The organism is Blastococcus sp. SYSU DS0619 (genome assembly GCF_054051035.1).
Window position 1 is genome coordinate 38,896 of the sequence record NZ_JBJHAM010000014.1, and the last position, 24,056, is coordinate 62,951.

At 73.9% G+C, this 24,056-nt stretch carries 21 protein-coding genes; 16 read left to right on the forward strand and 5 right to left on the reverse strand.

What is annotated here, in order from left to right; all coding sequences use genetic code 11:
- The first annotated feature begins 68 nt into the window (after positions 1 to 68).
- On the forward strand, positions 69 to 1,400 hold the full coding sequence (locus tag ACI79T_RS15100) for a hemolysin family protein (RefSeq protein ID WP_456610892.1): 1,332 nt from the start codon (positions 69 to 71) through the stop codon (positions 1,398 to 1,400).
- Positions 1,401 to 1,412: 12 nt separating this feature from the next.
- On the opposite strand, the gene galE is transcribed toward ACI79T_RS15100, so the two are convergent.
- Complete coding sequence (gene galE, locus ACI79T_RS15105) at positions 1,413 to 2,369, reverse strand: UDP-glucose 4-epimerase GalE (RefSeq protein WP_456610893.1); 957 nt, start codon at positions 2,367 to 2,369, stop codon at positions 1,413 to 1,415.
- Positions 2,370 to 2,411: 42 nt separating this feature from the next.
- Between galE and hisC the strand changes: the two genes are divergently transcribed.
- The 4 genes from hisC (at position 2,412) to ACI79T_RS15125 (ending at position 6,221) form a co-directional block, all read left to right on the forward strand.
- On the forward strand, positions 2,412 to 3,521 hold the full coding sequence (hisC, locus tag ACI79T_RS15110; protein ID WP_456610894.1) for a histidinol-phosphate transaminase: 1,110 nt from the start codon (positions 2,412 to 2,414) through the stop codon (positions 3,519 to 3,521).
- A gap of 84 nt (positions 3,522 to 3,605) precedes the next feature.
- The gene (trpS, locus tag ACI79T_RS15115; RefSeq protein WP_456610895.1) at positions 3,606 to 4,631 is read left to right on the forward strand and encodes a tryptophan--tRNA ligase; all 1,026 of its coding nucleotides are present in this window, start codon (positions 3,606 to 3,608) and stop codon (positions 4,629 to 4,631) included.
- Positions 4,628 to 5,194, forward strand: coding sequence for a 2'-5' RNA ligase family protein (locus ACI79T_RS15120; protein WP_456610896.1), 567 nt, complete (start codon positions 4,628 to 4,630; stop codon positions 5,192 to 5,194). The genes trpS and ACI79T_RS15120 overlap by 4 nt, the downstream gene beginning before the upstream one ends.
- 37 nt (positions 5,195 to 5,231) lie before the next feature.
- Positions 5,232 to 6,221 (forward strand): YihY/virulence factor BrkB family protein, encoded by a 990-nt coding sequence (locus tag ACI79T_RS15125; RefSeq protein ID WP_456610897.1) that lies wholly within the window; start codon positions 5,232 to 5,234, stop codon positions 6,219 to 6,221.
- Here the strand turns inward: ACI79T_RS15125 and ACI79T_RS15130 are convergent.
- Positions 6,115 to 7,428, reverse strand: coding sequence for a D-alanyl-D-alanine carboxypeptidase family protein (locus ACI79T_RS15130; protein WP_456610898.1), 1,314 nt, complete (start codon positions 7,426 to 7,428; stop codon positions 6,115 to 6,117). The genes ACI79T_RS15125 and ACI79T_RS15130 overlap by 107 nt on opposite strands.
- A gap of 247 nt (positions 7,429 to 7,675) precedes the next feature.
- Between ACI79T_RS15130 and ACI79T_RS15135 the strand changes: the two genes are divergently transcribed.
- From ACI79T_RS15135 to ACI79T_RS15185, 11 genes are all read left to right on the forward strand, one after another.
- Entirely contained in the window at positions 7,676 to 8,737 is a 1,062-nt protein-coding gene (locus ACI79T_RS15135) for a BMP family lipoprotein (protein ID WP_456610899.1), read from the forward strand.
- A 284-nt stretch (positions 8,738 to 9,021) separates the two neighbouring features.
- A complete protein-coding gene (locus ACI79T_RS15140; RefSeq protein WP_456610900.1) occupies positions 9,022 to 10,611 on the forward strand; it encodes an ABC transporter ATP-binding protein in 1,590 nt (529 codons plus the stop codon).
- On the forward strand, positions 10,608 to 11,795 hold the full coding sequence (locus ACI79T_RS15145; protein WP_456610901.1) for an ABC transporter permease: 1,188 nt from the start codon (positions 10,608 to 10,610) through the stop codon (positions 11,793 to 11,795). The genes ACI79T_RS15140 and ACI79T_RS15145 overlap by 4 nt, the downstream gene beginning before the upstream one ends.
- Complete coding sequence (locus ACI79T_RS15150) at positions 11,792 to 13,072, forward strand: ABC transporter permease (RefSeq protein ID WP_456610902.1); 1,281 nt, start codon at positions 11,792 to 11,794, stop codon at positions 13,070 to 13,072. Before ACI79T_RS15145 ends, ACI79T_RS15150 begins: the two co-directional genes overlap by 4 nt.
- A complete protein-coding gene (locus ACI79T_RS15155; RefSeq protein WP_456610903.1) occupies positions 13,072 to 13,527 on the forward strand; it encodes a cytidine deaminase in 456 nt (151 codons plus the stop codon). The genes ACI79T_RS15150 and ACI79T_RS15155 overlap by 1 nt, the downstream gene beginning before the upstream one ends.
- The gene (locus ACI79T_RS15160) at positions 13,527 to 14,813 is read left to right on the forward strand and encodes a thymidine phosphorylase (protein ID WP_456610904.1); all 1,287 of its coding nucleotides are present in this window, start codon (positions 13,527 to 13,529) and stop codon (positions 14,811 to 14,813) included. The genes ACI79T_RS15155 and ACI79T_RS15160 overlap by 1 nt, the downstream gene beginning before the upstream one ends.
- Positions 14,814 to 14,829: 16 nt before the next feature.
- Positions 14,830 to 15,729, forward strand: a complete 900-nt coding sequence (locus tag ACI79T_RS15165; RefSeq protein WP_456610905.1) for an ABC transporter ATP-binding protein — start codon at positions 14,830 to 14,832, stop codon at positions 15,727 to 15,729.
- Positions 15,726 to 16,538 (forward strand): ABC transporter permease, encoded by an 813-nt coding sequence (locus tag ACI79T_RS15170; protein WP_456610906.1) that lies wholly within the window; start codon positions 15,726 to 15,728, stop codon positions 16,536 to 16,538. Before ACI79T_RS15165 ends, ACI79T_RS15170 begins: the two co-directional genes overlap by 4 nt.
- Before the next feature lie 66 nt (positions 16,539 to 16,604).
- The gene (locus ACI79T_RS15175; RefSeq protein WP_456610907.1) at positions 16,605 to 17,675 is read left to right on the forward strand and encodes an adenosine deaminase; all 1,071 of its coding nucleotides are present in this window, start codon (positions 16,605 to 16,607) and stop codon (positions 17,673 to 17,675) included.
- Between the two features lie 3 nt (positions 17,676 to 17,678).
- On the forward strand, positions 17,679 to 18,371 hold the full coding sequence (locus ACI79T_RS15180) for an MgtC/SapB family protein (RefSeq protein WP_456610908.1): 693 nt from the start codon (positions 17,679 to 17,681) through the stop codon (positions 18,369 to 18,371).
- A gap of 245 nt (positions 18,372 to 18,616) precedes the next feature.
- On the forward strand, positions 18,617 to 20,113 hold the full coding sequence (locus ACI79T_RS15185; protein ID WP_456610909.1) for a DEAD/DEAH box helicase: 1,497 nt from the start codon (positions 18,617 to 18,619) through the stop codon (positions 20,111 to 20,113).
- A 72-nt stretch (positions 20,114 to 20,185) separates the two neighbouring features.
- On the opposite strand, the gene ACI79T_RS15190 is transcribed toward ACI79T_RS15185, so the two are convergent.
- The 3 genes from ACI79T_RS15190 to ACI79T_RS15200 form a co-directional block, all read right to left on the reverse strand.
- The gene (locus ACI79T_RS15190) at positions 20,186 to 21,562 is read right to left on the reverse strand and encodes a hypothetical protein (protein WP_456610910.1); all 1,377 of its coding nucleotides are present in this window, start codon (positions 21,560 to 21,562) and stop codon (positions 20,186 to 20,188) included.
- Between the two features lie 100 nt (positions 21,563 to 21,662).
- Complete coding sequence (locus ACI79T_RS15195) at positions 21,663 to 22,535, reverse strand: aldehyde dehydrogenase family protein (protein WP_456610911.1); 873 nt, start codon at positions 22,533 to 22,535, stop codon at positions 21,663 to 21,665.
- A 70-nt stretch (positions 22,536 to 22,605) separates the two neighbouring features.
- Positions 22,606 to 24,054: an aldehyde dehydrogenase family protein gene (locus ACI79T_RS15200; RefSeq protein WP_456610912.1), complete on the reverse strand. Its 1,449-nt coding sequence runs from the start codon at positions 24,052 to 24,054 to the stop codon at positions 22,606 to 22,608.
- Between the last annotated feature and the right edge of the window lie 2 nt (positions 24,055 to 24,056).

Sequence of the window (24,056 nt, forward strand, 5' to 3'; positions counted from 1 at the left end):
CGGGCAGCATGCAACCGGCACCATGGACCCGTCCGCCCGTACCCAACCCCCCGAGGAGCACGCCGCCGGTGAGCGACGTCTGGCTCAGCATCGTCATGGTCGTCGCCTTCATCATGCTCGGCGGCGTCTTCGCCGGAGCCGAGATCGCCCTGGTCTCGCTGCGCGAGTCGCAGGTCCGGGCCATGGCCGAGCAGGGTGGCCGCCGCGGTCAGGCGGTGCAGAAGCTGCTCAAGGACCCGAACCAGTTCCTGGCCGCCGTGCAGGTGGGCGTGACCCTGGCCGGCTTCTTCTCGGCCGCCTTCGGTGCCAGCACCCTGTCCGCCCCGCTGGCTGACTGGATGCAGGGCCGCGGCGTGAGCGAGGGCCTGTCGGGCACGCTCGCCCTGGTGCTGGTCACCATCGCGATCAGCTACGTCTCGCTGGTCGTCGGCGAGTTGACGCCCAAGCGGCTGGCCCTGCAGCGCGCCGAGGGCTTCTCGCTCACCGTCGCCGCGCCGCTCAACCTGATCGCCAAGCTGTCCCGCCCGGTCATCTGGCTGCTGTCGAAGTCCACCAACGGCCTCGTCCGGCTGGTCGGTGGTGACCCGAAGGCCAGCGGCGAATCGATCAGCCAGGAGGAGCTGCGCGACCTGGTGGCGGCGCACGAGTCGCTCAGCAGCGACGAGCGACGGCTGATCGACGAGGTGTTCCGCGCCGGCGAGCGCGAGGTGCGCGAGGTGATGACGCCGCGCACCGAGGTGCAGTTCCTCGACGCCTCGATGACCGCGAGCCGGGCCGCCAAGCTCGTCGCCGAGTCGAACTGGTCGCGGTTCCCCGTGGCCGGGCGCGACGAGGACGACGTCATCGGCTTCGTGCACGTCCGCGACCTGTTCCTGCCCAACCACCCCGCGGGGCGGGCGGCGACCGTCGGCGACCTGGCCCGCGAGGTGACGCGGCTGCCCGGCACCGCCGCCGTGCTCACCGTGCTCAGCGAGATGCGCCGGGACAACCAGCACCTGGCGATCGTCGTCGACGAGTACGGCGGCACCGACGGCATCGTCACCCTCGAGGACCTGATCGAGGAGGTCATCGGGGAGATCTACGACGAGTACGACGAGGAGGTCGCCCCGGAGGACCGGCAGTCACCCGACGCACCGCGCGAGGTCGACGGCCTGCTGAACCTGGACGACTTCACCGAGGCCACCGGGCTGGAGCTGCCCGAGGGGCCGTACGAGACGGTGGCCGGCTACGTGCTTGCCGAGCTCGGCCGGCTGCCCGGGATCGGCGACTCCATCGAGGTCGAGGGCCGCACCGTGCAGGTGCTGGAGCTCGACGGACGACGGATCTCCCGCCTGCTGGTCGGCCCCCCGCCGGCTCCGGCGCCCGGGGACGACGAGAGCAGCGAGACCCCGGCCGGCTGACCGCGGGAGGCGTCAGCGGCGGGCCTGCGCGACCTCCCAGGCGTCGCGGACGATGCCGACCAGGTCGGTGTGCTTCGGCGTCCAGCCCAGGTCGGCCCGGATCCGGTCGCTGGCGGCGACCAGCTGGGCGGGGTCGCCGGACCGGCGCTCGCCGACGGTGACCGGGATGGGGTGGCCGGTGACCTCGCGGGCGGCCTCGACCACCTCCTGGACGGAGAAGCCGGTCCCGTTGCCCAGGTTGTAGATCCGGTGCTCGCCCGCGGCCGGGGCGGGCAGGGCCAGCAGGTGGGCGTCGGAGAGGTCCTCGACGTGCACGTAGTCGCGGATGCAGGTGCCGTCCGGGGTCGGGTAGTCCTGGCCGTAGACGGTCAGCGACTCCCGCTGCCCGGCCGCCACCTGGAGCGCGATCGGGATGAGGTGGGTCTCGGTGGCGTGCCGCTCGCCGAGCCCGTAGGCGGCGCCCGCGACGTTGAAGTACCGCAGGCTCACCGCGGCGAAGCCGTGGGCGACGGCGTACGAGGTGAGCATGTGGTCGACGGCGAGCTTGGAGGCGCCGTAGGTGTTGGTCGGCCGGGTCGGCGCGTCCTCGCGGATCGGCACCTGGTCGGGCTCGCCGTAGGTGGCCGCGGTGGAGGAGAAGACGATCCGGCGGCAGTCGGCGGCGCGCATCGCCTCGAGGAGCGCGAACGAGCCCGCCACGTTGGTCTGCCAGTAGTCCTCGGGACGCTGCTGGGAGACGCCGACCAGGCTCTTGGCGGCGAAGTGCAGCACCGCCTCCGGGCGGACCTCGGCCAGCACGGGCGCCGAGTCGTGCAGGGAGACCTCGGCCAGCGTGGCACCGGCGGGCACGGCGTCCGCGTGACCGGTCGAGAGATCGTCGAGGACGGTGACGTCGTGGCCGTCGGCCAGCAGAGCCGCCGTCACTACGCTGCCGATGTAGCCGGCTCCGCCGGCGACGAGTACGCGCATGGGCTCACCTTATGAGGGCGGCCCCGGAGGTGGAGGAACTCGATGGTCAGTGCCCGACCGGCGGTGCAGTCGCTCCCGGCCTACAAGCCCGGCCGCAACCCGGCCGACCTGGCCCGGGAGATCGGCGTCGAGCGGGCGGTGAAGCTCGCCAGCAACGAGGTCGCGTTCCCGCCGCTGCCCGCCGTCGTCGAGGCGGTGTCCGCGGCCGTGACCGAGACCCACCGCTACCCCGACAACGGCGCGGTCGTCCTCACCGGCGCCCTGGCGCAGCGGTACGGGGTGGACGCGGCGCAGGTCGCCGTCGGCTGCGGCGCGGTGGCCATCTGCCAGCAGCTGGCCCAGGCCTACAACGACCCGGGGACGGCGATCGCCTTCGCCTGGCGGTCGTTCGAGATGTACCCGCTGCTGGCGCGGGTGGCCGGCGCCCACGCGATCCAGGTGCCGCTGACCCCCGGCCGGCCGGGCGGGGCCGCCGACACCCACGACCTGGACGCGCTCGCCGCCGCGGTCGACGGCACGACCCGGCTGGTCTTCGTCTGCAACCCGAACAACCCCACGGGGACGGCGGTGCGGCGCGCGGAGCTGGAGCGGTTCCTCGACGCGGTGCCGGCGGAGACGCTCGTGGTGCTCGACGAGGCCTACCGCGAGTTCGTCACCGACCCCGAGGTCCCCGACGGCGTCGAGCTGATGCGGGGGCGGCCGAACGTCGCCGTCCTCCGCACGTTCTCCAAGGCCTGGGGCCTGGCCGGGTTGCGGGTCGGCTACCTGCTGGCCGAGGCCCCTGCGGTCGCGGAGGCGGTGCGCCGGACGCACCTGCCCTTCAGCGTGGGCATGGTCGCCCAGGCCGCCGCGGTGGCCGCGCTGACCAGCGAGGACGAGGTGCGGGCCCGGTGCGCCGCGGTCGTGACCGAGCGGGCCCGGCTGACCGGCGAGCTGCGCGCGCGGGGCCTCGAGGTGGCCGACAGCCAGGCCAACTTCGTGTGGCTCCCGGTGGGGGAGCGCGCCGTCGGCCTGGCGGCCGCGCTGGAGGCCCGCGCGGTGATCACCCGCCCCTTCGCCGGGGAGGGCATCCGGGTCACGGTCGGCACTCCCGAGGAGGACGACGTGTTCCTCGGCGCGCTCGACGACGCGCTGGCCGCGACGCCCTCCTGACCTGGGGTGGGACGCCCCCGCGGACCGGCCCGCGGCGCGGAGGGACGGGGGAGGGCGGCACGGCGGGCGGTCCCGGCTGGTTTGATGGCCGACGTGGCTCTTCCCCGTGTCCTCTCCGGCATCCAGCCGACCGCGGACTCCTTCCACCTCGGCAACTACGTGGGTGCGCTCCGGCAGTGGGTCAGCATGCAGGAGGACCACGAGGCCTTCTACTGCGTCGTCGACCTGCACGCCATCACCCTGGAGCAGCCGGATCCGGCGGTCCTCCGCCGGCGCACCCTGGTGTCGGCCGCCCAGCTGCTGGCCCTCGGGGTGGACCCCGACCGGAGCACCCTGTTCGTGCAGAGCCACGTGCCCGAGCACGCCCAGCTGGCGTGGGTCCTGCAGTGCCTGACCGGGTTCGGCGAGGCCAGCCGGATGACCCAGTTCAAGGACAAGAGCACCCGCGAGGGCGCCGGCCCCACGTCGGTGGGGCTGTTCACCTACCCGGTGCTGCAGGCCGCGGACATCCTGCTCTACCAGGCGCAGCGCGTGCCGGTGGGCGAGGACCAGCGGCAGCACCTCGAGCTGACCCGTGACCTCGCCACCCGCTTCAACGGCCGGTACGGCGCCACGTTCACGCTGCCGGAGGCCTACATCCCGGCGGGTGGGGCGAAGGTGCTCGACCTGCAGACGCCGGAGAAGAAGATGAGCAAGAGCCTGCCGCCGGCCGGCTGCATCAACCTCCTCGACGAGCCGAAGGTGACGGCCAAGAAGCTCCGCTCGGCGGTCACCGACACCGGCCGCGAGGTCGTGGCCGACCCGGTGGCCAAGCCAGGCGTCACCAACCTGCTCACCATCCACTCGGCCTTCTCCGGGAAGAGCACCGCCGAGCTGGAGGAGCACTTCGCCGGCCGGGGCTACGGCGACCTGAAGAAGGAGCTCGCCGAGGTCGTCACCGAGGCCCTGGCGCCGATCCAGCAGCGCACGGCCGAGCTGCTGGCCGACACCGCCGAGCTCGAGCGGGTGCTGGTCGCGGGGGCCGCGCGGGCCCGGGAGGTGGCCGGTACCACGCTGGAGACCGTCTACGAGCGGGTCGGCTTCCTGCCCCCGGCCGGGCCCCGCCCGTGAACGACGACACCTTCGTGGGCCGGCTGGAGGCACCGCCGGAGACCGCGGTCCTGGGCGTCATCGTCCCGGTGCCCGAGCCGTGGGCGACGCTGCTGGTCGACTGGCGCACCAAGGTGGGCGACCCCCAGGCGGCGCTGGTCCCCCCGCACGTGACGCTGCTGCCGCCCACCGAGGTGCCGGTCGCCTCGCGGGGCGCCATCGCCGAGCACCTGGCCGCGGTCGCCGCGGGCCACCCCCCGTTCGACATGCACCTGGCCGGCACGGGCACGTTCACGCCCGTCTCCGACGTCGTCTTCGTGACCGTGGCGCGGGGCATCGGCAACTGCGAGCTGCTGGCCAACGACGTCCGCCAGGGCCCGCTGGCCCGGGCGCTGTCCTTCCCGTATCACCCGCACGTCACCGTCGCCCACGACGTGCCGGCCGACATGCTGGAGCTGGCCTACAGCGGGTTGCAGGAGCTGTCGGCGGAGTTCCGGGTCGAGCACTTCACGGAGTTCGAGCAGGTCCCCGGCGGCGGCTGGGCGGTCGCCCGCGAGTACCCGCTCACCGGTTCCGCGCGCTGAGGGCGCGGCGCGGGGGCCGATCGCCCAGACTCGGGCGGTGAGTTCCGCGAGCTCCGGTGACGCCCCGGCCCGGAAGGGCTGGCCGGCCCGGATGTGGGACCGCGTCGAGGGCACCATCGACGCCGCGCGCCGGCGGTCCCCGTGGTTCGACCACCTGGCTCGCGCCGGCGGCCGCTACCGCCGGGTGCAGGGCGACCTGATGGCCGCCGGCGTCACGTACTTCGTGTTCCTGGGGCTGTTCCCCGTCCTCCTCATGGCCGCCTCGGCGATCGGGCTGGTGCTCGCCGGCGACGAACTGCTCCAGGCCGAGCTGTACGACGCCATCCGGGAGACGTTCCCCGGCACCACGGGGCAGGAGATCGTGGCGCAGCTGCGCGGCGCCGTCGGCTCGGCCGAGGTGGTCGGCGTCATCGGGCTGGTCGGCTTCCTCTACGCCGGACTGCGCGCGATGGACAAGCTGCGCGTCGGCATGGAGCGCATCTGGAAGGGGCACGCCGACGAGCCGGAGTTCCTCCGGGACAACGTCCAGGACCTCCTGGCGCTGGTCCTGCTCGGAGTCGTCGGCCTGCTCAGCCTGGGGCTGACGGGGGTCGCCACATGGGCGACGTCCTGGGTCCTGGAGGTGCTCGGTCTCGACGGCGCGCCGGGGCTCTTCGTGCTCACCGCGGTCGTCAGCCTGGCGCTGGCCTTCGCCGGCGACACGGTGGTGTTCCTGTGGCTGCTGAAGGTGGTGTCCTCGACGCCGCACCCGGTGCGGCGGCTGCTGCCCGGGGCGCTGTTCGGCGCGGCCGGCTTCGAGGCGATGAAGCTGATCGGCAACCTCTACCTGTCGCTGATCTCCGGCAGCGTCACGGCGTCGGCCTTCGGCGGCGCGGTGGGCATCCTGGTGTGGATCAACATCGTCTTCCGGTTCGCCTTCTTCACCGCCGCCTGGACCGCCAGCCACCCCGCGGTGGAGGGCGCCGCCCAGGAGTCGGCTCCGGAGGAGTCGGACGTGCCCGACGACGAGCGGGAACCGTCGCGCTGACCGCGCCGAGCACCGCGAGCGCGACCACGGCGAATGCGGCCGCCGTCCACTGCCGGCCGGCCCCGTCGGCGACCGGTCCGGCCTCCGCCTGGGCGGCCGCCGTGCCCGGGAGGGCGACCGCCGGCGGGGTGGTGCTCCGCGTCGTCGTCGGCGTCGACACGAGGTCGCCGGGGCGGACCAGCCGGCCCACCCCGGTGCCGGTCGGGGGGACGGCGAAGCCCCAGTCGAGCAGCCGGGCGGCCTGGTCGGCGGCCCGCAGCGGCACGTTCTCGGTGTCCAGCACGCTGACCACCAGCCGGCGGCCGTCCCGCTCGGCGGCGGTGACGAAGGTGTGCCGCGCGGCGTCGGTGAACCCGGTCTTGCCCCCGAGGTTGCCCGGGTAGCTGCCGAGCAGCGGGTTCTGGTTCTGGATCTGGAAGCCGGGCCCCCGCCCCTCGACGGCCGGCATGTCGGCCGTCGGGGTCCGCAGCACCTCCGCGGTCACCGGGTCCTCGACGAGCGCGCGGAAGATCAGGGCCAGGTCGTAGGGCGACGTCGACTGCCCCGCGACATCCAGCCCCGACGGGCTGCCGGCGACGGTGTCGAAGGCGCCCAGCTCCGCGGCGGTCCGGTTCATCGCGGCGAGCGTGGCCGCCTCCCCGCCGGCCGCCCGGGCCAGTGCCGACGCCGCGTCGTTGCCCGACTGCAGCACCAGGGCGGTGAACAGCAGCGGGACGGGGTAGCGGCCTCCGGCGACCAGACCCACCCGGCTGCCCTCGATCTGCTCGTCATCCACCGTGCCCTCCACGACCTGCGCCGGGTCGAGCCTGGGGACCAGCGCGAGGAGGGTGAGGGTCTTGAGCGTGCTCGCCGGGTAGTAGCGCCCGTGCGGGTCCCGCGCGCCGAGCACCGCGCCGGTCCCGGCGTCGGCGACCAGCCAGCCGGAGGCGGCGATGCCGTCGGGCAGCGGGGGAGCGTCGGCGGTCACGACCACGCCGCGGGTGCGCAGCCGCTCGCCGCCCACGGTGCTGCCGTCGGGGGCGCTGCCCCGGGGAGGCAGGCCGGTGCGGGGCGCCGTGGGCGTCGGGGCGGTGGGATCGGCCGTGGGTCGGGGCGACGTCCGGGTCGCCCCGGCGGCCGGGTCCGCCTGCGCCGGGACGGGCGCCGGAACCCCGGTCACGAGCGCCGCGGCGAGCACCACGGACGCCGCCCGCCACCGTCGTCCCATGTCAGGGCAGGTTATCCGCCGTGACGCAGGCCACCGCGATGGGGAGGCCCGGGACACGAACGCATGAGGGTTCGCAACGATCGGGTCTCAGTCCGGACCAGACGTTGTAGACCCCTCGGTCAGCGGGATTAGCGTCCGTGGTCGTCCCTTCCCGTGGGTCGCCCGAGGCGGCTTCCGGGGACACGTGCTTCCCACCCCCGGGAGACCCGCCTCGAGGCGGGACATCCCCCCAGAAAAGGAGATCGTCTTGCGCCGAGCGCGGATGACGAAGGCCGCGGCGCTGCTGCTGGCCGGCAGCCTGGCCCTCGCGGCCTGTGCCAGCGACGAGGACAGCACCTCGGGCGGCACCAGCGGCGGCGGCGAGAGCGACCTCATGGTCGGTGTCGCCTACGACACCGGCGGTCGTGGCGACAAGTCCTTCAACGACTCGGCGATCGCCGGTGTCGAGGCCGCCATCGAGGACCTGGGCGGCAGCGTCGAGGACGACATCCAGGAGCTCTCGCCGAACGAGGACGGCTCCGACCGCGCCGAGCTGCTGACCCAGCTCGCCGAGAACGGCTACAACCCGGTGATCGCGGTCGGCTTCGCCTACGGCGACATCATCGGCGACATCGCCGCCGACTACCCCGAGACCCAGTTCGCGATCGTCGACACCTCGGTCGCCGACATGGGCGTGGACAACCTCACCGGTCTCATCTTCGCCGAGGAGGAGGGCAGCTTCCTCGCCGGCGTCGCCGCCGCGTCGAAGAGCGCCACCGGGCACATCGGCTTCGTGGGTGGCCAGCAGAGCCCGCTGATCGAGAAGTTCCAGGCGGGCTTCGAGGCCGGCGCGCGGGCGGTCGACCCCGACATCATCGTGGACACCCAGTACCTGTCCCCGGCCGGTGACCCCTCCGGCTTCGGTGACCCCGAGGGCGGCAAGGTCGCGGCGCAGGGCATGTTCCAGAACGGTGCGGACATCGTGTTCCACGCCGCGGGCGGCTCCGGTGAGGGCGTCTTCGAGGCGGCCGTCGAGGCCGGCCAGCGCGCCATCGGCGTCGACTCCGACCAGTACGCGAGCGCCTCGCCCGACCAGCAGGCCGTCATCATGACGTCGATGCTCAAGCGGGTCGACAACGCGGTGGAGGCCTACATCAAGGACTTCGCCGAGGGCAACATCGACGGCGGCGTGGACATCCTCAACGACCTGTCCACCGGCGGTGTCGGCCTGGCCACCTCGGGCGGCTTCATCGACGACATCCAGGACGTCATCGAGGACTACCGTCAGCAGATCATCGACGGTGACATCGAGGTCCCGACCACCCCGTGATCGGTGCGGGCCCGCCTGCCGGCGGGCCCGCGTCCACCGGAACGGTCCACGGCGGGCCCGGGCGCACACGCCCGGGCCCGCCGTCGTGGTCCCGGGTGCCGCACCGGCGCGGGGGCGGGCTCCGGTGACGCGGGGCGGTGGGGGATCATGCCCGGGCCGGATCGGCTGGGCCGTCCCCCGGTCCCCGGTACGACCCGGCGTGACGGAGAGACCCCGTCGTCGCCGGAGCAGACGAGTGGACGTGCGCCGCCTACCCGCGGCCGCACCGCGAGAGAGAGGCCCCCATGGCCGCAGCAGGAGCGACCGGCGGAACACCGCCGGCCGGTGACGGACCGGGCTCCGGTGCCCCCTACGCCGTGGAGCTGCGCGGGATCACCAAGCGCTTCCCCGGCGTCGTCGCCAACCGCGACATCGAGCTGCGGGTCCGCCGCGGCGAGGTGCACGCCATCGTGGGGGAGAACGGCGCCGGCAAGTCGACGCTGATGAAGACCCTCTACGGGATGCACCGGCCCGACGAGGGCACGATCCTGCTGGACGGCCGCGAGGTGTCGCTGCGCAGCCCGGCCGACGCGATCGCCGCGGGCATCGGCATGGTGCACCAGCACTTCATGCTCGCCGACAACTTCACCGTCCTCGAGAACATCGTCCTCGGCAGCGAGCCGACCAAGGGTGGCCGGCTGGACCGGGCCGAGGCACGGCGCCGCATCCGGGACATCTCCGACCGGTACGCCCTCAACCTCGAGCCCGACGTGCTGGTCGAGGACCTGGGCGTCGGCGACCGGCAGCGGGTCGAGATCGCGAAGGTCCTGTACCGCGGCGCGACGACGCTCATCCTCGACGAGCCCACCGCGGTCCTGGTGCCGCAGGAGGTCGACGAGCTCTTCGGCAACCTCGGCGAGCTCAAGCGCGAGGGGCTCACCGTCATCTTCATCTCGCACAAGCTGGACGAGGTCCGCAAGGTGGCCGACTCGATCACCGTGATCCGGCGCGGCACCACGGTCGGCACGGCGGACCCGGAGACCACCACCGCCCACGAGCTGGCCGAGCTCATGGTCGGCTCGGAGCTGCCCTCCCCGGGGGCCCGCACGTCCACCGTCCGCGAGACCCCGGTGCTGCAGCTCCGGGACGTCACCGTCACCACGCCGGGGGCCCGCCGGCCGGCCGTCGACGACGTCACGCTCACCGTCCGCGAGGGCGAGGTCGTCGGCATCGCCGGCGTCGAGGGCAACGGCCAGGCCGAGCTGGTCGAGGCGATCATGGGCCTGCGCCCGCTGGCGGGGGGCTCGGTCGTCCTCGCCGGCGAGGACGTGACCGGCTGGAGCACCCGGGCCCGGCGCGAGGCCGGCGTCGGCTTCATCCCCGAGGACCGGCACCGCCAGGGCATGCTGCTCGACGCCCCGCTGTGGGAGAACCGCATCCTCGGCCACCAGACCCGTCCGCCGGCCGTCAAGGGGCCGTTCATCGACCGCAGGGGCGCCCGGGCGGACACCCAGCGGATCATGCGCGAGTACGACGTCCGCGCGCCCGGACCCGACACGCTGGCGGTGGCCCTCTCCGGCGGCAACCAGCAGAAGCTGATCATCGGGCGGGAGATGAGCTCGGCTCCCCGGCTGCTGCTCGCCGCGCACCCCACCCGGGGTGTCGACGTCGGCGCCCAGTCCTCGATCTGGGAGCTGCTCAAGGACGCCCGCGCGGAGGGGATGGGGATCCTGTTGATCTCGGCCGACCTGGACGAGCTGATCGGCCTGTCCGACACGCTGCACGTGATGCTGCGCGGCCGGCTGGTCGCCAGCCTGGACCCGACGTCGGTGACGCCGGAGCAGTTGGGCGGGCACATGACCGGGGCCACCGGCGGCTCGGTGGGTGCCGCGTGACCGCCGTCCGCCGGCTCGGCTCGTCCCTGCTCGCGCCCGCCCTGGCCGTCGCCGTCGCGATCGTCATCACGACGCTGGTCATCCTCGCCATCGGGCAGAACCCGGCCACCGCGCTGCAGGTGCTCTTCGACTTCGGCGACACCCCGTCGCAGCAGACGCAGGCCATCGTGGTGATCCTCAACCGCGCGGTGCCGCTGTTCCTCGCGGGGCTGGCCGTCTCGGTCGCCTTCCGGATGGGCCTGTTCAACATCGGCGTCGAGGGCCAGTACCGCATGGCGACGGTCCTCGCCGCCGGTGCGGGGGCGGCCGTGGTGCTCCCCGCGCCCCTGCACCTGCTGCTGATCATGGTCGTCGCCATGGCGGTCGGCGCGTTCTGGGCCGGCATCGTGGCCGTCCTGAAGGTCACCCGGGGCGTGAGCGAGGTGATCAGCTCGATCATGCTCAACTTCATCGCCCTGGGCACCGCCTCCTTCCTCCTCACCGGGCCGCTCCGGGGCAGCGAGGAGGGCGCGGCGATCATCACCACCGAGGACCTCCCGGAGTCCGGCCGCTTCCCGGCGCTCAACGGGCTGTTCGACGTCGTCGGGCTGGCCCAGCCGCGCTCCTCGCTGTACGGCTTCCTGCTCGTGGCGGTCGTGGTGGGCATCGTCGTCTCGGTGCTCGTCAAGCGCACCCGGTTCGGCTTCGACCTGCGCGCCACCGGGTTCTCGCCGTCCGCGGCCACGGCCAGCGGGATCGACGCCAAGGCCATGGTCATCAAGACGATGCTCATCTCCGGCGCGATCGCGGGCCTCATCGGCCTGCCCGACCTGCTGGGGCGCACCTACCACTTCGGCACCGAGTTCACCGCCGGCCTGGGCTTCCTGGGCATCGCGGTGGCGCTCCTCGGCCGCAACAACCCGCTCGGCATCGCGTTCGCCGCGCTGCTGTTCGCCTTCCTGGACCGGGCCGCGGTGCCGCTGCAGTTCGCCGACATCCCGGCCTCGGTCGTCACGATCATCCAGGGCACGATCGTGCTGTCGGTGGTCGTCGCCAACGAGGTCGCCCGCCAGCTCACCCGCCGGCGGGCCGGGCGGGACAGCGGCCAGGGCGACACGGGGACCGCCGACGGCGGCACCTCCGCCGGCCCCGAGGGCCCGATCGGCACCCGGATCACCGACGACCGCCAGGAGGCGGGACGATGAGCACCGCGACGTCCGCACCCGCCACCACGCCCAGCCGGGGCCCGCTCACCGAGCTCTTCTTCGGCGGCGGCCGGGCCCGGCGCTTCGCCTGGCTGTTCATCGGCCTGATCCTGCTGATGTCGGTCGTCCGGATCATCTCCGGCGAGCAGGCGCTCACGTCGTCGTCCACCTTCGCGGCGGCGCTGCTGCTGGCCGTGCCGATCGGCCTGGCCGCGCTCGGCGGTCTGTTCGCCGAGCGCGCGGGCGTGGTCAACATCGGCCTCGAGGGCATGATGATCCTGGGCACCTGGGGCGCCGGCTGGGCCGGCTACCAGTGGGGCTGGGTGGCCGCGATCATCGGCGGCGCCGTCTTCGGCGCGCTGGGCGGGCTGCTGCACGCGGTCGCGACCGTGACCTTCGGCGTCGACCACGTCGTCTCCGGCGTGGCGATCAACATCCTCGCCGAGGGCGTCGTGCGCTTCCTGTCCGAGCTGCTGTACGCCGGCGGCACCGAGGGCGGTGGCGTGACCCAGTCCCCGGCGCTGGCCAGCCGGCCGCCGAACTTCTCCCTGCCGGTGCTCTCCTCCGGCCCGGACCTGCTGGGCGACGTCGAGAGCACCGACGTCTTCCTGCTCTCCGACATCGCCGGGCTGCTGCGCGGCCTGACCAGCGGCGTCGGGGTGCTCACCCTGATCGCCGTGCTGCTGGTGCCCGCCAGCTACCTGCTGCTGTGGCGCACCGCCTTCGGCCTGCGGCTGCGCTCGTGCGGCGAGAACCCGGCGGCCGCCGACTCACTCGGCGTCCCGGTCTACCGGCTCAAGTACCTCGCGGTGATCATCTCCGGGGCGCTCGCCGGGCTGGGCGGCGTCGCCCTGGTGTTCGTGGCCAACATCTACCGCGAGGGGCAGACGGGCGGCCGCGGCTTCATCGGCCTGGCCGCGCTGATCTTCGGCAACTGGCGCCCCGGCGGCCTGGCGGCCGGCGCGGGCCTGTTCGGTTACGCCGATGGGTTGCAGCTGCGCAGCCGCGGCGCGGTCGTCGCCCTCCTGCTGCTCATCGCGATCCTGCTGCTGGCCGTCGCCTTCTACCAGGTCGGCCGGCGCCGGCTCGTCCAGGCGGGGCTCGCCGTCGTCTTCGCCGCCGCCAGCCTGGTGGCGTTCCTGACCATCGAGGAGCTGCCCGAGGGCATCGTCTCGTTCACCCCGCACCTGATCACGCTGCTGGTGCTCTCGCTGGCCGCCCAGCGGCTGCGGATGCCCAAGGCGGACGGACTCGTGTACCGACGAGGGGACCACTAGTGACCGCCCTGCCCGAGCCCGACTGGGAGGCCCTGCGGGCCGCGGCCCGCGAGGCCATGACGCACGCCTACGCCCCCTACTCGCAGTTCCCGGTGGGCGTCGCCGGGCTGGTGGACGACGGCCGCGTCGTCACCGGCTGCAACGTGGAGAACGCCTCCTACGGGCTGGCGCTGTGCGCCGAGTGCGGCATGGTCAGCGACCTCGCCCGCACCGGCGGCGGCCGGCTGGTGGCGGTGGCCTGCGTCGGCGGGGACGGGCAGCCGCTCATGCCCTGCGGCCGGTGCCGGCAGCTGCTGTGGGAGCACGGCGGCGCCGACATGCTCATCGAGACGGTGTCGCTCGGCATCGTCCCGATGCGCGAGGTGCTGCCCGATGCCTTCGGCCCCGAGGACCTCACGGCTGCCGCCACGCGGTCCGCCGGTGGGGCAGCGACGGCCGAGCGGGGGCAGGGCTGATGGCCGCGCACGACGCGATCGACGTCATCCGCGCCAAGCGGGACGGCGCCGAGCTCTCGCCCGAGCAGATCCGCTGGGTGATCGACGCCTACACCCGGGGCGCAGTGCCCGACGAGCAGATGAGCGCGCTGCTGATGGCGGTGTTCTTCCGCGGGATGGCCGCCGGCGAGCTCGCCGCCTGGACGCAGGCGATGATCGACTCCGGCGAGCGCAAGGACCTCTCGTCCCTGGGCCGGCCGACCGCCGACAAGCACTCCACCGGCGGCGTCGGCGACAAGATCACCCTGCCGCTGGCCCCGCTCGTGGCGGCGTGCGGGGTTGCCGTGCCGCAGCTGTCGGGCCGGGGCCTCGGGCACACCGGCGGCACGCTGGACAAGCTCGAGGCGATCCCCGGGTGGCGCGCCGACGTGCACGAGAAGGCCTACCTGGCGCAGCTGCGCGACGTGGGCGCCGTCGTCTGCGCGGCCGGCCACGACCTGGCTCCCGCGGACAAGCTGCTCTACGCGCTGCGCGACGTCACAGGGACCGTCGAGTCGATCCCGCTGATCGCCAGCTCGATCATGAGCAAGAAGATCGCCGAGGGCGCCGACGCGCTCGTGCTCGACGTCAAGACCGGTTCGGGTGCCTTCATGAAGAGCGCCGACGACGCCCGCACGCTGGCCCGCACCATGGTCGGCCTGGGCGAGGCGGCCGGCGTGCGCACCGTGGCCCTGGTGACGGCGATGGACCGGCCGCTGGGCCGGGCCGCGGGCAACGCGGTCGAGGTCGCCGAGTCCGTCGAGGTGCTCGCCGGCGGCGGCCCGGCCGACGTGGTGGAGCTGACCCTCGCCCTGGCCCGGGAGATGCTCGCCGGCGCCGGGCGGGAGGACGTCGACCCCGCGGAGGCGCTCCGCGACGGCCGGGCCATGGACGTGTGGCGGCGGATGATCGCCGCCCAGGGGGGCGACCCCGACGCCCCGCTGCCGCGGCCGGCCGAGACCCACGTGGTGACCGCGCCGGCCACCGGCACCCTCACCCGGCTGGACGCCTACTCCCTCGGCGTCGCCGCGTGGCGGCTGGGCGCCGGGCGGGCCCGCAAGGAGGACCCGGTGCAGGCCGCCGCCGGCATCGTGTGGACCGCCGGGGTGGGGGAGCAGGTGACCGCCGGCCAGCCGCTGCTCGAGCTGCAGACCGACGACGCCGACCGGATCCCGCGCGCGCTGGCCGCGCTGGAGGGCGCCATCGGCGTCGACACCGGTGACGAGCCGCTCCCGCTGGTCCTCGACCGCATCACCGCAGGGTCGTAGGGGACACTGGTCTGTCGTGACCCGAACGACGGCGACGGCGGCGCCGCTGCGGCAGCCGGCCTCCCCGCTCGACCCCGAGGCCGCCATCTCCATCCGCGGCCTGGTCAAGCGGTACGGGGAGCGGGCCGCCGTCGACGGTCTGGACCTCGACATCCGGCGCGGCGAGATCTTCGCGCTGCTCGGCCCCAACGGCGCCGGCAAGACGACGACGGTCGAGATCTGCGAGGGCTACCGCGGGCGCGACGGCGGTGAGGTGCGCGTGCTGGGGGTCGACCCGGCGAAGGGCGGCCGCCGCTGGAAGGCCGACCTCGGCATCGTGCTGCAGTCCGGCGCCGGGGACAGCCAGCTGTCGGTCCGCGAGCTGCTGACCGCCCAGGCGTCCTACTTCGCCGACCCCCGCGACCCGGACGAGGTGCTCGAGCTGGTCGGTCTGACCGACAAGGCCGGCGCCCGCGGCCGGACGCTGTCGGGCGGCCAGCGCCGCCGGCTGGACGTGGCGCTGGGCATCGTCGGCCGGCCCCGGCTGCTCTTCCTCGACGAGCCGACGACCGGGTTCGACCCCGAGGCGCGGCGCCAGTTCTGGGCGCTCATCCGGTCGCTGCGCGAGCTGGGCACGACCATGCTGCTGACCACCCACTACCTCGACGAGGCCGAGGAGCTGGCCGACCGGGTCGGTGTCCTCGCCCACGGGCAGCTCGCCGAGGTCGCCGTCCCCACGGCGCTGGGCGGACGCGGCACCGCGCCCGCCGTCGTCAGCTGGACCGAGGGCGGCGCCCGGCGGACCGCCGAGACGGCCACGCCGACCGCGTTCGTCGCCGAGCTCGCCGCGCGCTTTCCCGGCGAGGTGCCCGATCTCGCGGTGAACCGGCCGACGCTCGAGGACGTCTACCTGAAGATGATCGGGGACCACTCGTGACCGCCACCGCGCCCGCACGCACCGCCCTGCCGTCGGTCGGCCGGGTCTGCCGCTCGCGGGCCGGGGTGGAGCTCAAGGAGTTCTTCCGGCAGCGCGAGTCCGTCGTGTTCACCCTGCTGTTCCCGGTGATCCTGCTGCTCGGCCTCGGGGCGGTGCTCGACTACGACCTCGGCTCGGGCGTCGACTTCCCGCAGTACTTCATGGCCGGGGTGATCACCGCGGGCATCGTCGGGGCGAGCCTGCAGAACATGGCGATCCACATCGCCGGCGAGCGGTCCGATGGCACGCTCAAGGCCCTGGCCGGCACCCCGATGCCCAAGAGCGCCTACTTCGTCGGCAAGGTCGCGCAGGTGGTCGCCGTGACGCTGGCGACGATCCTCGTCCTGCTGCTCGTCGGCGTCCTCGTCTTCGGCATCGACCTGCCGTCCGGGGGGGACTGGCTGACCTTCGCGTGGGTCACCGTGCTCGGCGCGGCTGCCTGCACGCTGCTGGGCATCGCCGTCTCGTCGCTGGCCCGCAACTCCCGGTCGGCGTCGGCGACGGTGACCCCGATCGCCCTGGTGCTCGAGTTCGTCTCCGGCGTCTTCATGCCCTTCGACCAGGTGCCCCGCTGGCTGCAGGACGTCGCGGCGGTCTTCCCCGTCAAGTGGCTGGCGCAGGGGCTGCGGTCGGTCTTCCTGCCGGACTCCCTGGCCGCCCGCGAACCGGCCGGCTCCTGGGAGCTCGGCACGGTGGCGATCGTGCTCGGGATCTGGTGCGTCGTCGGCCTCCTCCTGTGCGTGCGCACCTTCCGCTGGCAGGACCGGTGAGCCGCTGGGTCACCCCTGCCCGGACCCCTCCGGGGCCCACTCGGCGTGACCCGTAGCGTTGTGACCATGGCAGTGCTGAACGCCGAGAACGTCCGTCGCGCCCCGAAGGTCCTGCTGCACGACCACCTGGACGGCGGGCTGCGACCGCAGACGGTGCTGGAGCTGGCCGACGAGCTCGGCTACCGCGCGCTCCCCGCTGCCGACGCCGAGGCCCTGGGCCGCTGGTTCCGGGAAGCCGCGGACTCGGGGTCCCTGGTCCAGTACCTGGAGACGTTCGCGCACACCGTCGGCGTGATGCAGACCCCCGAGGCTGTCCAGCGGGTCGCCCGCGAGTGCGCGCTGGACCTGGCCGCGGACGGCGTCGTGTACGCCGAGGTCCGCATGGCCCCCGAGCTGCTCACCACCGGCATGCCGATGGAGGCGGCCGTCGAGGCGATGCTCGACGGCTACGCGCAGGGCAGCCGGGAGGCGGCGGAGGCGGGGACGCCGATCCGCATCGGCACCCTGCTCTGCGCGATGCGGCAAGCCGACCGCTGGGACGAGGTCGCCGGGCTCGTCGTCCGGTACCGCGACGCGGGCGTGGTCGGCTTCGACCTCGCCGGCCCGGAGATCGGCTTCCCGCCGGACCGGATCCCCTCGGCCCTCGCCGTCCTCGACCGGGCGCAGGCGCACCGCACCATCCACGCCGGCGAGGCGGCGGGCATCGACAGCATCGTCGCCGCACTCGACGGGGCACGCGCCGAGCGGCTGGGCCACGGCGTGCGGATCGCCGACGAGGTCGCCGCCGACGGCACCCTCGGGCCGGTGGCCCGGCGGGTACGCGACGAGCGGATCGTCCTGGAGATCGCCCCGTCGTCCAACGTGCAGACCGGCGCCTACGCCTCGCTCGCCGACCACCCGGTGGACCGGCTGCACCGGCTCGGCTTCGCCGTGACCCTCAACACCGACAACCGGCTGATGAGCGGGGTCTCGGTGACCAGCGAGGTCACCGCCGTGGCGACGGAGTCCGGCTGGACCTGGGAGGACGTACGGACGGTGACCGAGCAGGCCCTGGCCGGGGCCTTCCTGCCCGACGCGGAGCGGCAGCGGCTGCTCGACGACGTCGTCCGCCCCGGCTACGCGGCACTGCTGGGCTGACCCGTGTCAGAGCTCGCCGGTCCGACCGGGCAGACATGGGCCCAGGTCGGTGATCTGGGGGTCGCGTTCGTGCTCTCGGCGCTCATCGGCTTCGAGCGTGAACTGCGGCACAAGGCGGCGGGGCTGCGGACGCTCACCGTCGTCGGGTTCGCCGCGGCGCTGTTCATGGTCATCAGCCAGGCGCAGTTCGGCGATTCCCGGGTGGCGGCGCAGGTGGTCTCCGGCCTCGGGTTCATCGGGGGCGGGCTGATCTTCGTGCGGCGCGACGCGGTCCGCGGGCTGACGACGGCGGCGATCGTCTGGCTGACCGCGGCCGTGGGGATGGCGGCCGGCGCGGGGCTGTGGCTGTTCGCCGTCGTCGCGACCGCCGCGCACTTCGCCATCTCCTACGGGTTCACCCCGCTCGCCCGCCGGCTGTCCGGCCGGATCACGCGGGTGCACTCCCTGGTGCTCACCTACCGGGACGGCGAGGGGGTGCTGCGCCGGGCGCTGGCCGAGTGCACGCAGCGCGGCTTCGCCGTGCGCGACCTGGCCACGGCCACCGACGACGGCGGGGGCGGCACCGGGTCCGGGCAGGCGACGGTACGGCTCTCGGTGGAGGGCACCGGCCCGGTGACCTGGCTCGCGGCGGAGCTCGCGGACCTCGACGGCGTACTGGCGGTCAGCGCCGATGACGCCGACGAGGAGGCCGACTGACCTGCGGCGTGGGCGTCGTCACCCCCGGTCGCGGGAACAGCGTCGCGATCTTCGCTGCTACCGTAGGCGTACCGGCACAAGGCCGGTCATCCTCCCGGACGGTTTGTCCGGGCACGAGCGCATCCGTGCAGATCCCGCGTTCCATCCCTGGGCGCAGACGATCGCCAAGTGAGGACGCCGGTACGTCACGGTGCTCCTCCTCTTTCACGGGACGCGCTCCGAGCAGTATCGGAGCCCCACCCCGCATGACTTTGGTCCACCCTGCTTCGTTCGAGTCCAAGACGACCCAGAACGACGGTCAGAACACCACTGAGAACGTCATCGAGAACACCGCCGCGGCCGCCGCGGTGGAGAACACCGTCGAGGCCCCGTCGGGCCCCACGTTCCACGAGCTGGGCCTGCCCCAGCCGCTGGTGACCGCGCTCGAGCGGCGCGGCATCCACCGCCCCTTCGCCATCCAGACCTCGGCCCTGCCCGACGCGCTCGCCGGGCGCGATGTGCTGGGCAAGGCGGCCACCGGCTCGGGCAAGACCCTGGCCTTCGGCCTGCCGCTGCTGGCCCGCATCGGTGCGGAGGTCAAGAACGGCCGCCGCGCGCCCCGCGGGCTGGTCCTCGTGCCGACCCGCGAGCTCGCGCAGCAGGTGCACGACAACCTGGCCCCGCTCGGCCAGGCGACCGGCGTGCAGCTCGCCACCGTCTACGGCGGTGCGCCCATGTACCGCCAGATCCAGCAGCTGCGCCGCGGCGTCGACGTCGTCATCGCCACCCCCGGCCGGCTGCAGGACCTGATCAGCCAGGGCGAGTGCACCCTGGCCGAGGTCGTCATCACCGTGCTGGACGAGGCCGACTTCATGGCCGACCTGGGCTTCCTCCCGGTCGTCAAGGAGCTGCTCGACCAGACCGACCGCAACGCCCAGCGCCTGCTGTTCTCGGCGACGCTGGACGGCGAGGTCGACTCGCTGGTGCGCCGCTACCTGAAGGACCCGGCCCGGCACGAGGTCGTCCGCCCCGGCGGCGAGGCCCCGCCGGCCGAGCACCTGGCCTTCACCCTCGCGTTCCGCGACAAGCTGCAGGTGGCCACCGAGCTCGCCGGCCGCCCCGGACGCACGATCATCTTCGCCCGCACCCAGCTGGGCGTGGACCGGCTGGCCGAGAACCTGAAGGCCGCCGGGATCAAGGCCGAGGCCATCCACGGTGGTCTGCCGCAGGCGGCGCGCAAGCGTGCGCTGGAGGAGTTCACCGACGCCCGCTCGCCGGTGCTGGTGGCCACCGACGTCGCCGCCCGCGGCATCCACGTCGACGACGTCTCCCTGGTGCTGCACTACGACCCGCCGACGGACGCCAAGACCTACCTGCACCGCTCGGGCCGCACGGCTCGCGCCGGGGCCGCCGGTGTCGTCGTCTCGCTGCTGCTGCCCGACCAGGTCGGTCAGGCCAAGCGGCGGTTCCGCACCGCGAAGGTCGACCCGCCGCTCGACCGGACCCGCCCGGGTGACAAGCCGATCCTGGACCTGGTCGCGGCCGGCATCCCGGTCGAGCCCAAGGAGCGCACCCAGCGCGACATGCGCCGCGGCGGCGGTGGCCCCGGTGGCCGTCCGCGCCGCGACGGCGACCGCCCCGGCGGTCCGCGCCGGTCCTACGGCGACCGCAACCGCTCCGGCGGCGGCGAGCGCTCGGGCCGGCCCGGTGGCGATCGCCGGTTCACCGGTGAGCGCTCCGCGCGTCCCCCGCGCCAGGGCTGATCACCCGCACCACCCACGACGGCGGCCCGTCCCGGAATCCCGGGGCGGGCCGCCGTCGTCGTCGGTCCCCGGTCAGTCGCGGAAGACCAGGGCACCGCTCACGGTGGTGACGATCTCGTCCCACTCCGGGCGCAGCTTTGCGGCGTCGGCGGCGGCCAGCGGCGTCTCGGGCTGCCGGTCGGCGCGGGCGACGGCCTGGCCCACGGGCGCGGACGGGGCGAGCAGCTCCTCGACCCGGGACAGGCCGGCGTACTCGGCGAGGTCGCGCGCCCCCTCGACCGGCTGCAGCAGCGCGCGGTGGGGGACCAGCCCGGCGGCGCCGTCGGCGACCTCGGCGAGGACCTCGGAGAGCTCGGTGAGGTCGTAGCGGTCCTGCTCGGCGGGCAGCGGCGGGGTGTCGGTGTCGGCGACCTCGGGCCAGGAGGCGATCTCGGTGAGGTCGTGCGGCTCGTCGCTCGCGCAGAACCGGGCCAGGTCTGTCGGGGTGTCGAAGACGAACACCTCGCCGTCCCGGCCCAGGAAGCGGGCGACGTCCTCCACGTAGCAGCGCAGGGTCACCCCGGCGCCCTCGGGGACGACGATCTCGACCGGCAGGATGCCGACTGCCTCCCAGAACTCCGCGGCCGCGGCGACCGCGGCGGGGGAGGCGGTGACCCGGCCGCCCCGCGCGATGGTGCGGACCCCGCCCCGGGTGGCCGCCGAGGCGGCGGTCGCGCCGGTGCGGGCGGCGCCGGCGGTCCGGCCCGCGACCACCGGGGTGTCGTCGTCCTCGTCCTCGTCGTCCTCGGGGATGCCGAGTGCGGAGTCCTGCTCGGCCGTCTCGGAGGCCGAGGGGTACTCCTCGACCGTGGCGGTGCCCCCGCCGGTCCAGTCGAGGTGCTCCGAGAGCTCCTCGACGACGTCCTCCCAGAGCTCGTCGAGCACGGTGCCGACACCGATCCAGGCGTCCTCGCCGGAACGCCCGACGAAGGCCTCCACGCCGAGGCCGAGCGAGCCGATCTCCGGCTTGCCGGCCAGTTCGGCGACGGCCTCGAACTGCTCGTCGTCGTCCTCGTCGGTGGTGTCCAGGCACTCGGCCAGCCGGCTGACGATGTCGACGGTCGCGGCCAGCTCCTCCACCGCCCACCGGTCGGGGTTCTCCGCGGCGATGTCGTACACGCCGTCGAGGTCGTAGCGGTGGTCGTCGTCGGGGGTCAGGTCGGGGGCGCCGAGCCCGGCGACGACCGGCCACACCGGGTGGTCGGCGAGGTCGTGGTCGGTGCTGGTGCGGCAGAACGCCGCGAGCTTGGCCGGCGTGGGGAAGAGGTGCACGGTGGCGACGTCGCCCTCGGTGGTGCCGAGGAACGCCTGCCACTCCTCGCCGTCCTCCTCCCACGGCGGAGCCCACAGGGTGTACCCCGTGCGGTCGTCGAGGGTCAGTGCGATGGGGACGATGCTGGGCCTGGCCACCCGACCATCCTGCCCTGTCGGGCAAGCGGCGCACCTCGGGGTGGTGACGGGTCGCCACCGGGCCGGTCGGAGGTCGGACGCCTGGCCCGGCGCGGCCGGATCAGACCCCGATCGGGTGCCAGACGGTCTTCGTCTCCAGGAACGGGGTCATCCGGGACAGGCCCGGGTCGGCGGTCCAGTCGGGCTCGGTCACCGGCGGGCGCACGACCCGCTTGATGGTGCCGGCGGCCTCCCGCTCGAACTCCATGGCCCGGCCCGCGGGGGCGCCGGTGAGGTCGATGCCGTCGACGTCGGCGTGCTCGGCCAGCCACGGGCCCAGCTCCTCGGCGTCGCCGGTGAGCAGGTTGACCACGCCGCCGGGGACGTCGCTGGTCGCCAGCACCTCGCCGAGGGTGACGGCCGGGATCGGCCGCTCCGCGGAGGTGACGACGACGGCGGTGTTCCCGGTGGCGAGCACCGGGGCCAGGACGCTGACCAGGCCCAGCAGGCTCGACTGCTGCGGGGCCAGCACGGCGACGACCCCGGAGGGCTCGGGCAGGGAGAAGTCGAAGTACGGCCCGGCCACAGGGTTGGCGCTGCCCAGGACCGCGGCCAGCTTGTCGGTCCAGCCCGCGTACCAGACCCAGCGGTCGATGGCGGCGTCGACCGCGGCCCGTGCCTTGGACCCGGACAGGCCCTCGGCGGCGGCGACCTCCTCGCAGAACTGGACGTGCCGGCCCTCCATCACCTCGGCCACGCGGTAGAGCACCTGGCCGCGGTTGTAGGCGGTGGCACCCGACCACTTCCCGAAGGCTGCGCGCGCGGCGACGACGGCGTCCCGGGCGTCCTTGCGGGAGGCCCGGGCGACGTTGGCCAGGAAGTGGCCCTTGGCGTCGGTGACCTCGTAGGTGCGGCCGCTCTCCGAGCGCGGGAAGGCGCCGTTCACGTACAGCTTGTAGGTCTTGCGCACGGCGAGGCGGTCGTTGCCGATCACTGGTCGTTCCCCTTGTCGTCAGGGAGCTTCCGCGCGCGCTCCGCTCCTCGCTCGTTCCTCGCTGCGATGCTCACTTGCTGTCAGCTCCCGTCAGGTAGGCGGCCAGGCCGTGGCGGCCGCCCTCTCGCCCGTAGCCGGACTGCTTGTAGCCGCCGAAGGGCGACGTCGGGTCGAACTTGTTGAACGTGTTGGCCCACACCACGCCGGCGCGCAGCTGATCGGCGATCTTCAGGATCCGCGACCCCTTCTCGCTCCAGATGCCGGCCGACAACCCGTAGGTGGTGTTGTTCGCCTTCGCGACGGCCTCGTCGGGCGTGCGGAAGGTGAGCACGCTCAGGACCGGGCCGAAGACCTCGTCGCGGGCGATGCGGTGCGCCGGGGAGACGTCGGTGAAGACGGTCGGCGGGAACCAGTAGCCGCGCTCGGGCAGCTCGCCGGCCGGCTGCCAGCGCTGGGCGCCCTCGGCCTCGCCGATGTCGGACAGCTCCCGGATGCGGGCGAGCTGCTCGGCGGAGTTGATGGCGCCGATGTCGGTGTTCTTGTCCAGCGGGTCGCCGACGCGCAGGGTGCCGATCCGCCGCTGGAGGCTCGCGACCACCTCGTCGTGGATCGACTCCTGGACCAGCAGCCGGGAGCCGGCGCAGCAGACGTGCCCCTGGTTGAAGAAGATCCCCTGGACGATCCCCTCGACCGCCTGGTCGATGGGGGCGTCGTCGAAGACGATGTTCGCTGCCTTGCCACCCAGCTCCAGGGTCAGCTTCTTGCGGGTGCCGGCGACGGCGCGGGCGATGGACCGGCCCACCTCGGTGGAGCCGGTGAACGCCACCTTGTCGACGTCGTCGTGCTCCACGACCGCCCGGCCGGTCTCCCCGGCGCCGGTGACGACGTTGACCACGCCCGGCGGCAGGTCGGCCTGCCGGCAGATCTCGGCGAACAGCAGCGCGGTCAGCGGCGTCGTCTCGGCCGGCTTGAGGACGACGGTGTTGCCGGTGGCCAGGGCGGGCGCGACCTTCCACGCCAGCATCAGCAGCGGGAAGTTCCACGGGATGACCTGCCCGGCCACGCCGAGGGGGCGGGGGTCCGGGCCGAGGCCCGCGTGCTCGAGCTTGTCGGCCCAGCCCGCGTGGTAGAAGAAGTGCGCCGCGGCCAGGGGGACGTCGACGTCACGGGACTCCCGGATCGGCTTGCCGTTGTCCAGCGACTCGAGGACGGCGAACTCGCGGGCGCGCTCCTGCAGCAGCCGCGCGATGCGGAAGAGGTACTTGCCGCGGTCGGCGGGGCGCATCGGCCCCCAGGTCTTCTCGAACGCCTTCCGGGCGGCGCGCACCGCGCGGTCGACGTCGGCGGCGGTGCCGGTGGCGACCTCGGTGAGCACCTCCTCGGTGGCCGGGTTCACCGTCTTCATCGGCTCACCGGAGCCGTCGACGAACTCGCCGTCGACGAAGAGCCCGTAGGACGGCGCGATGTCGACGATGGACCGCGACTCGGGGGCGGGTGCGTACTCGAAAACGCTGGTCATCG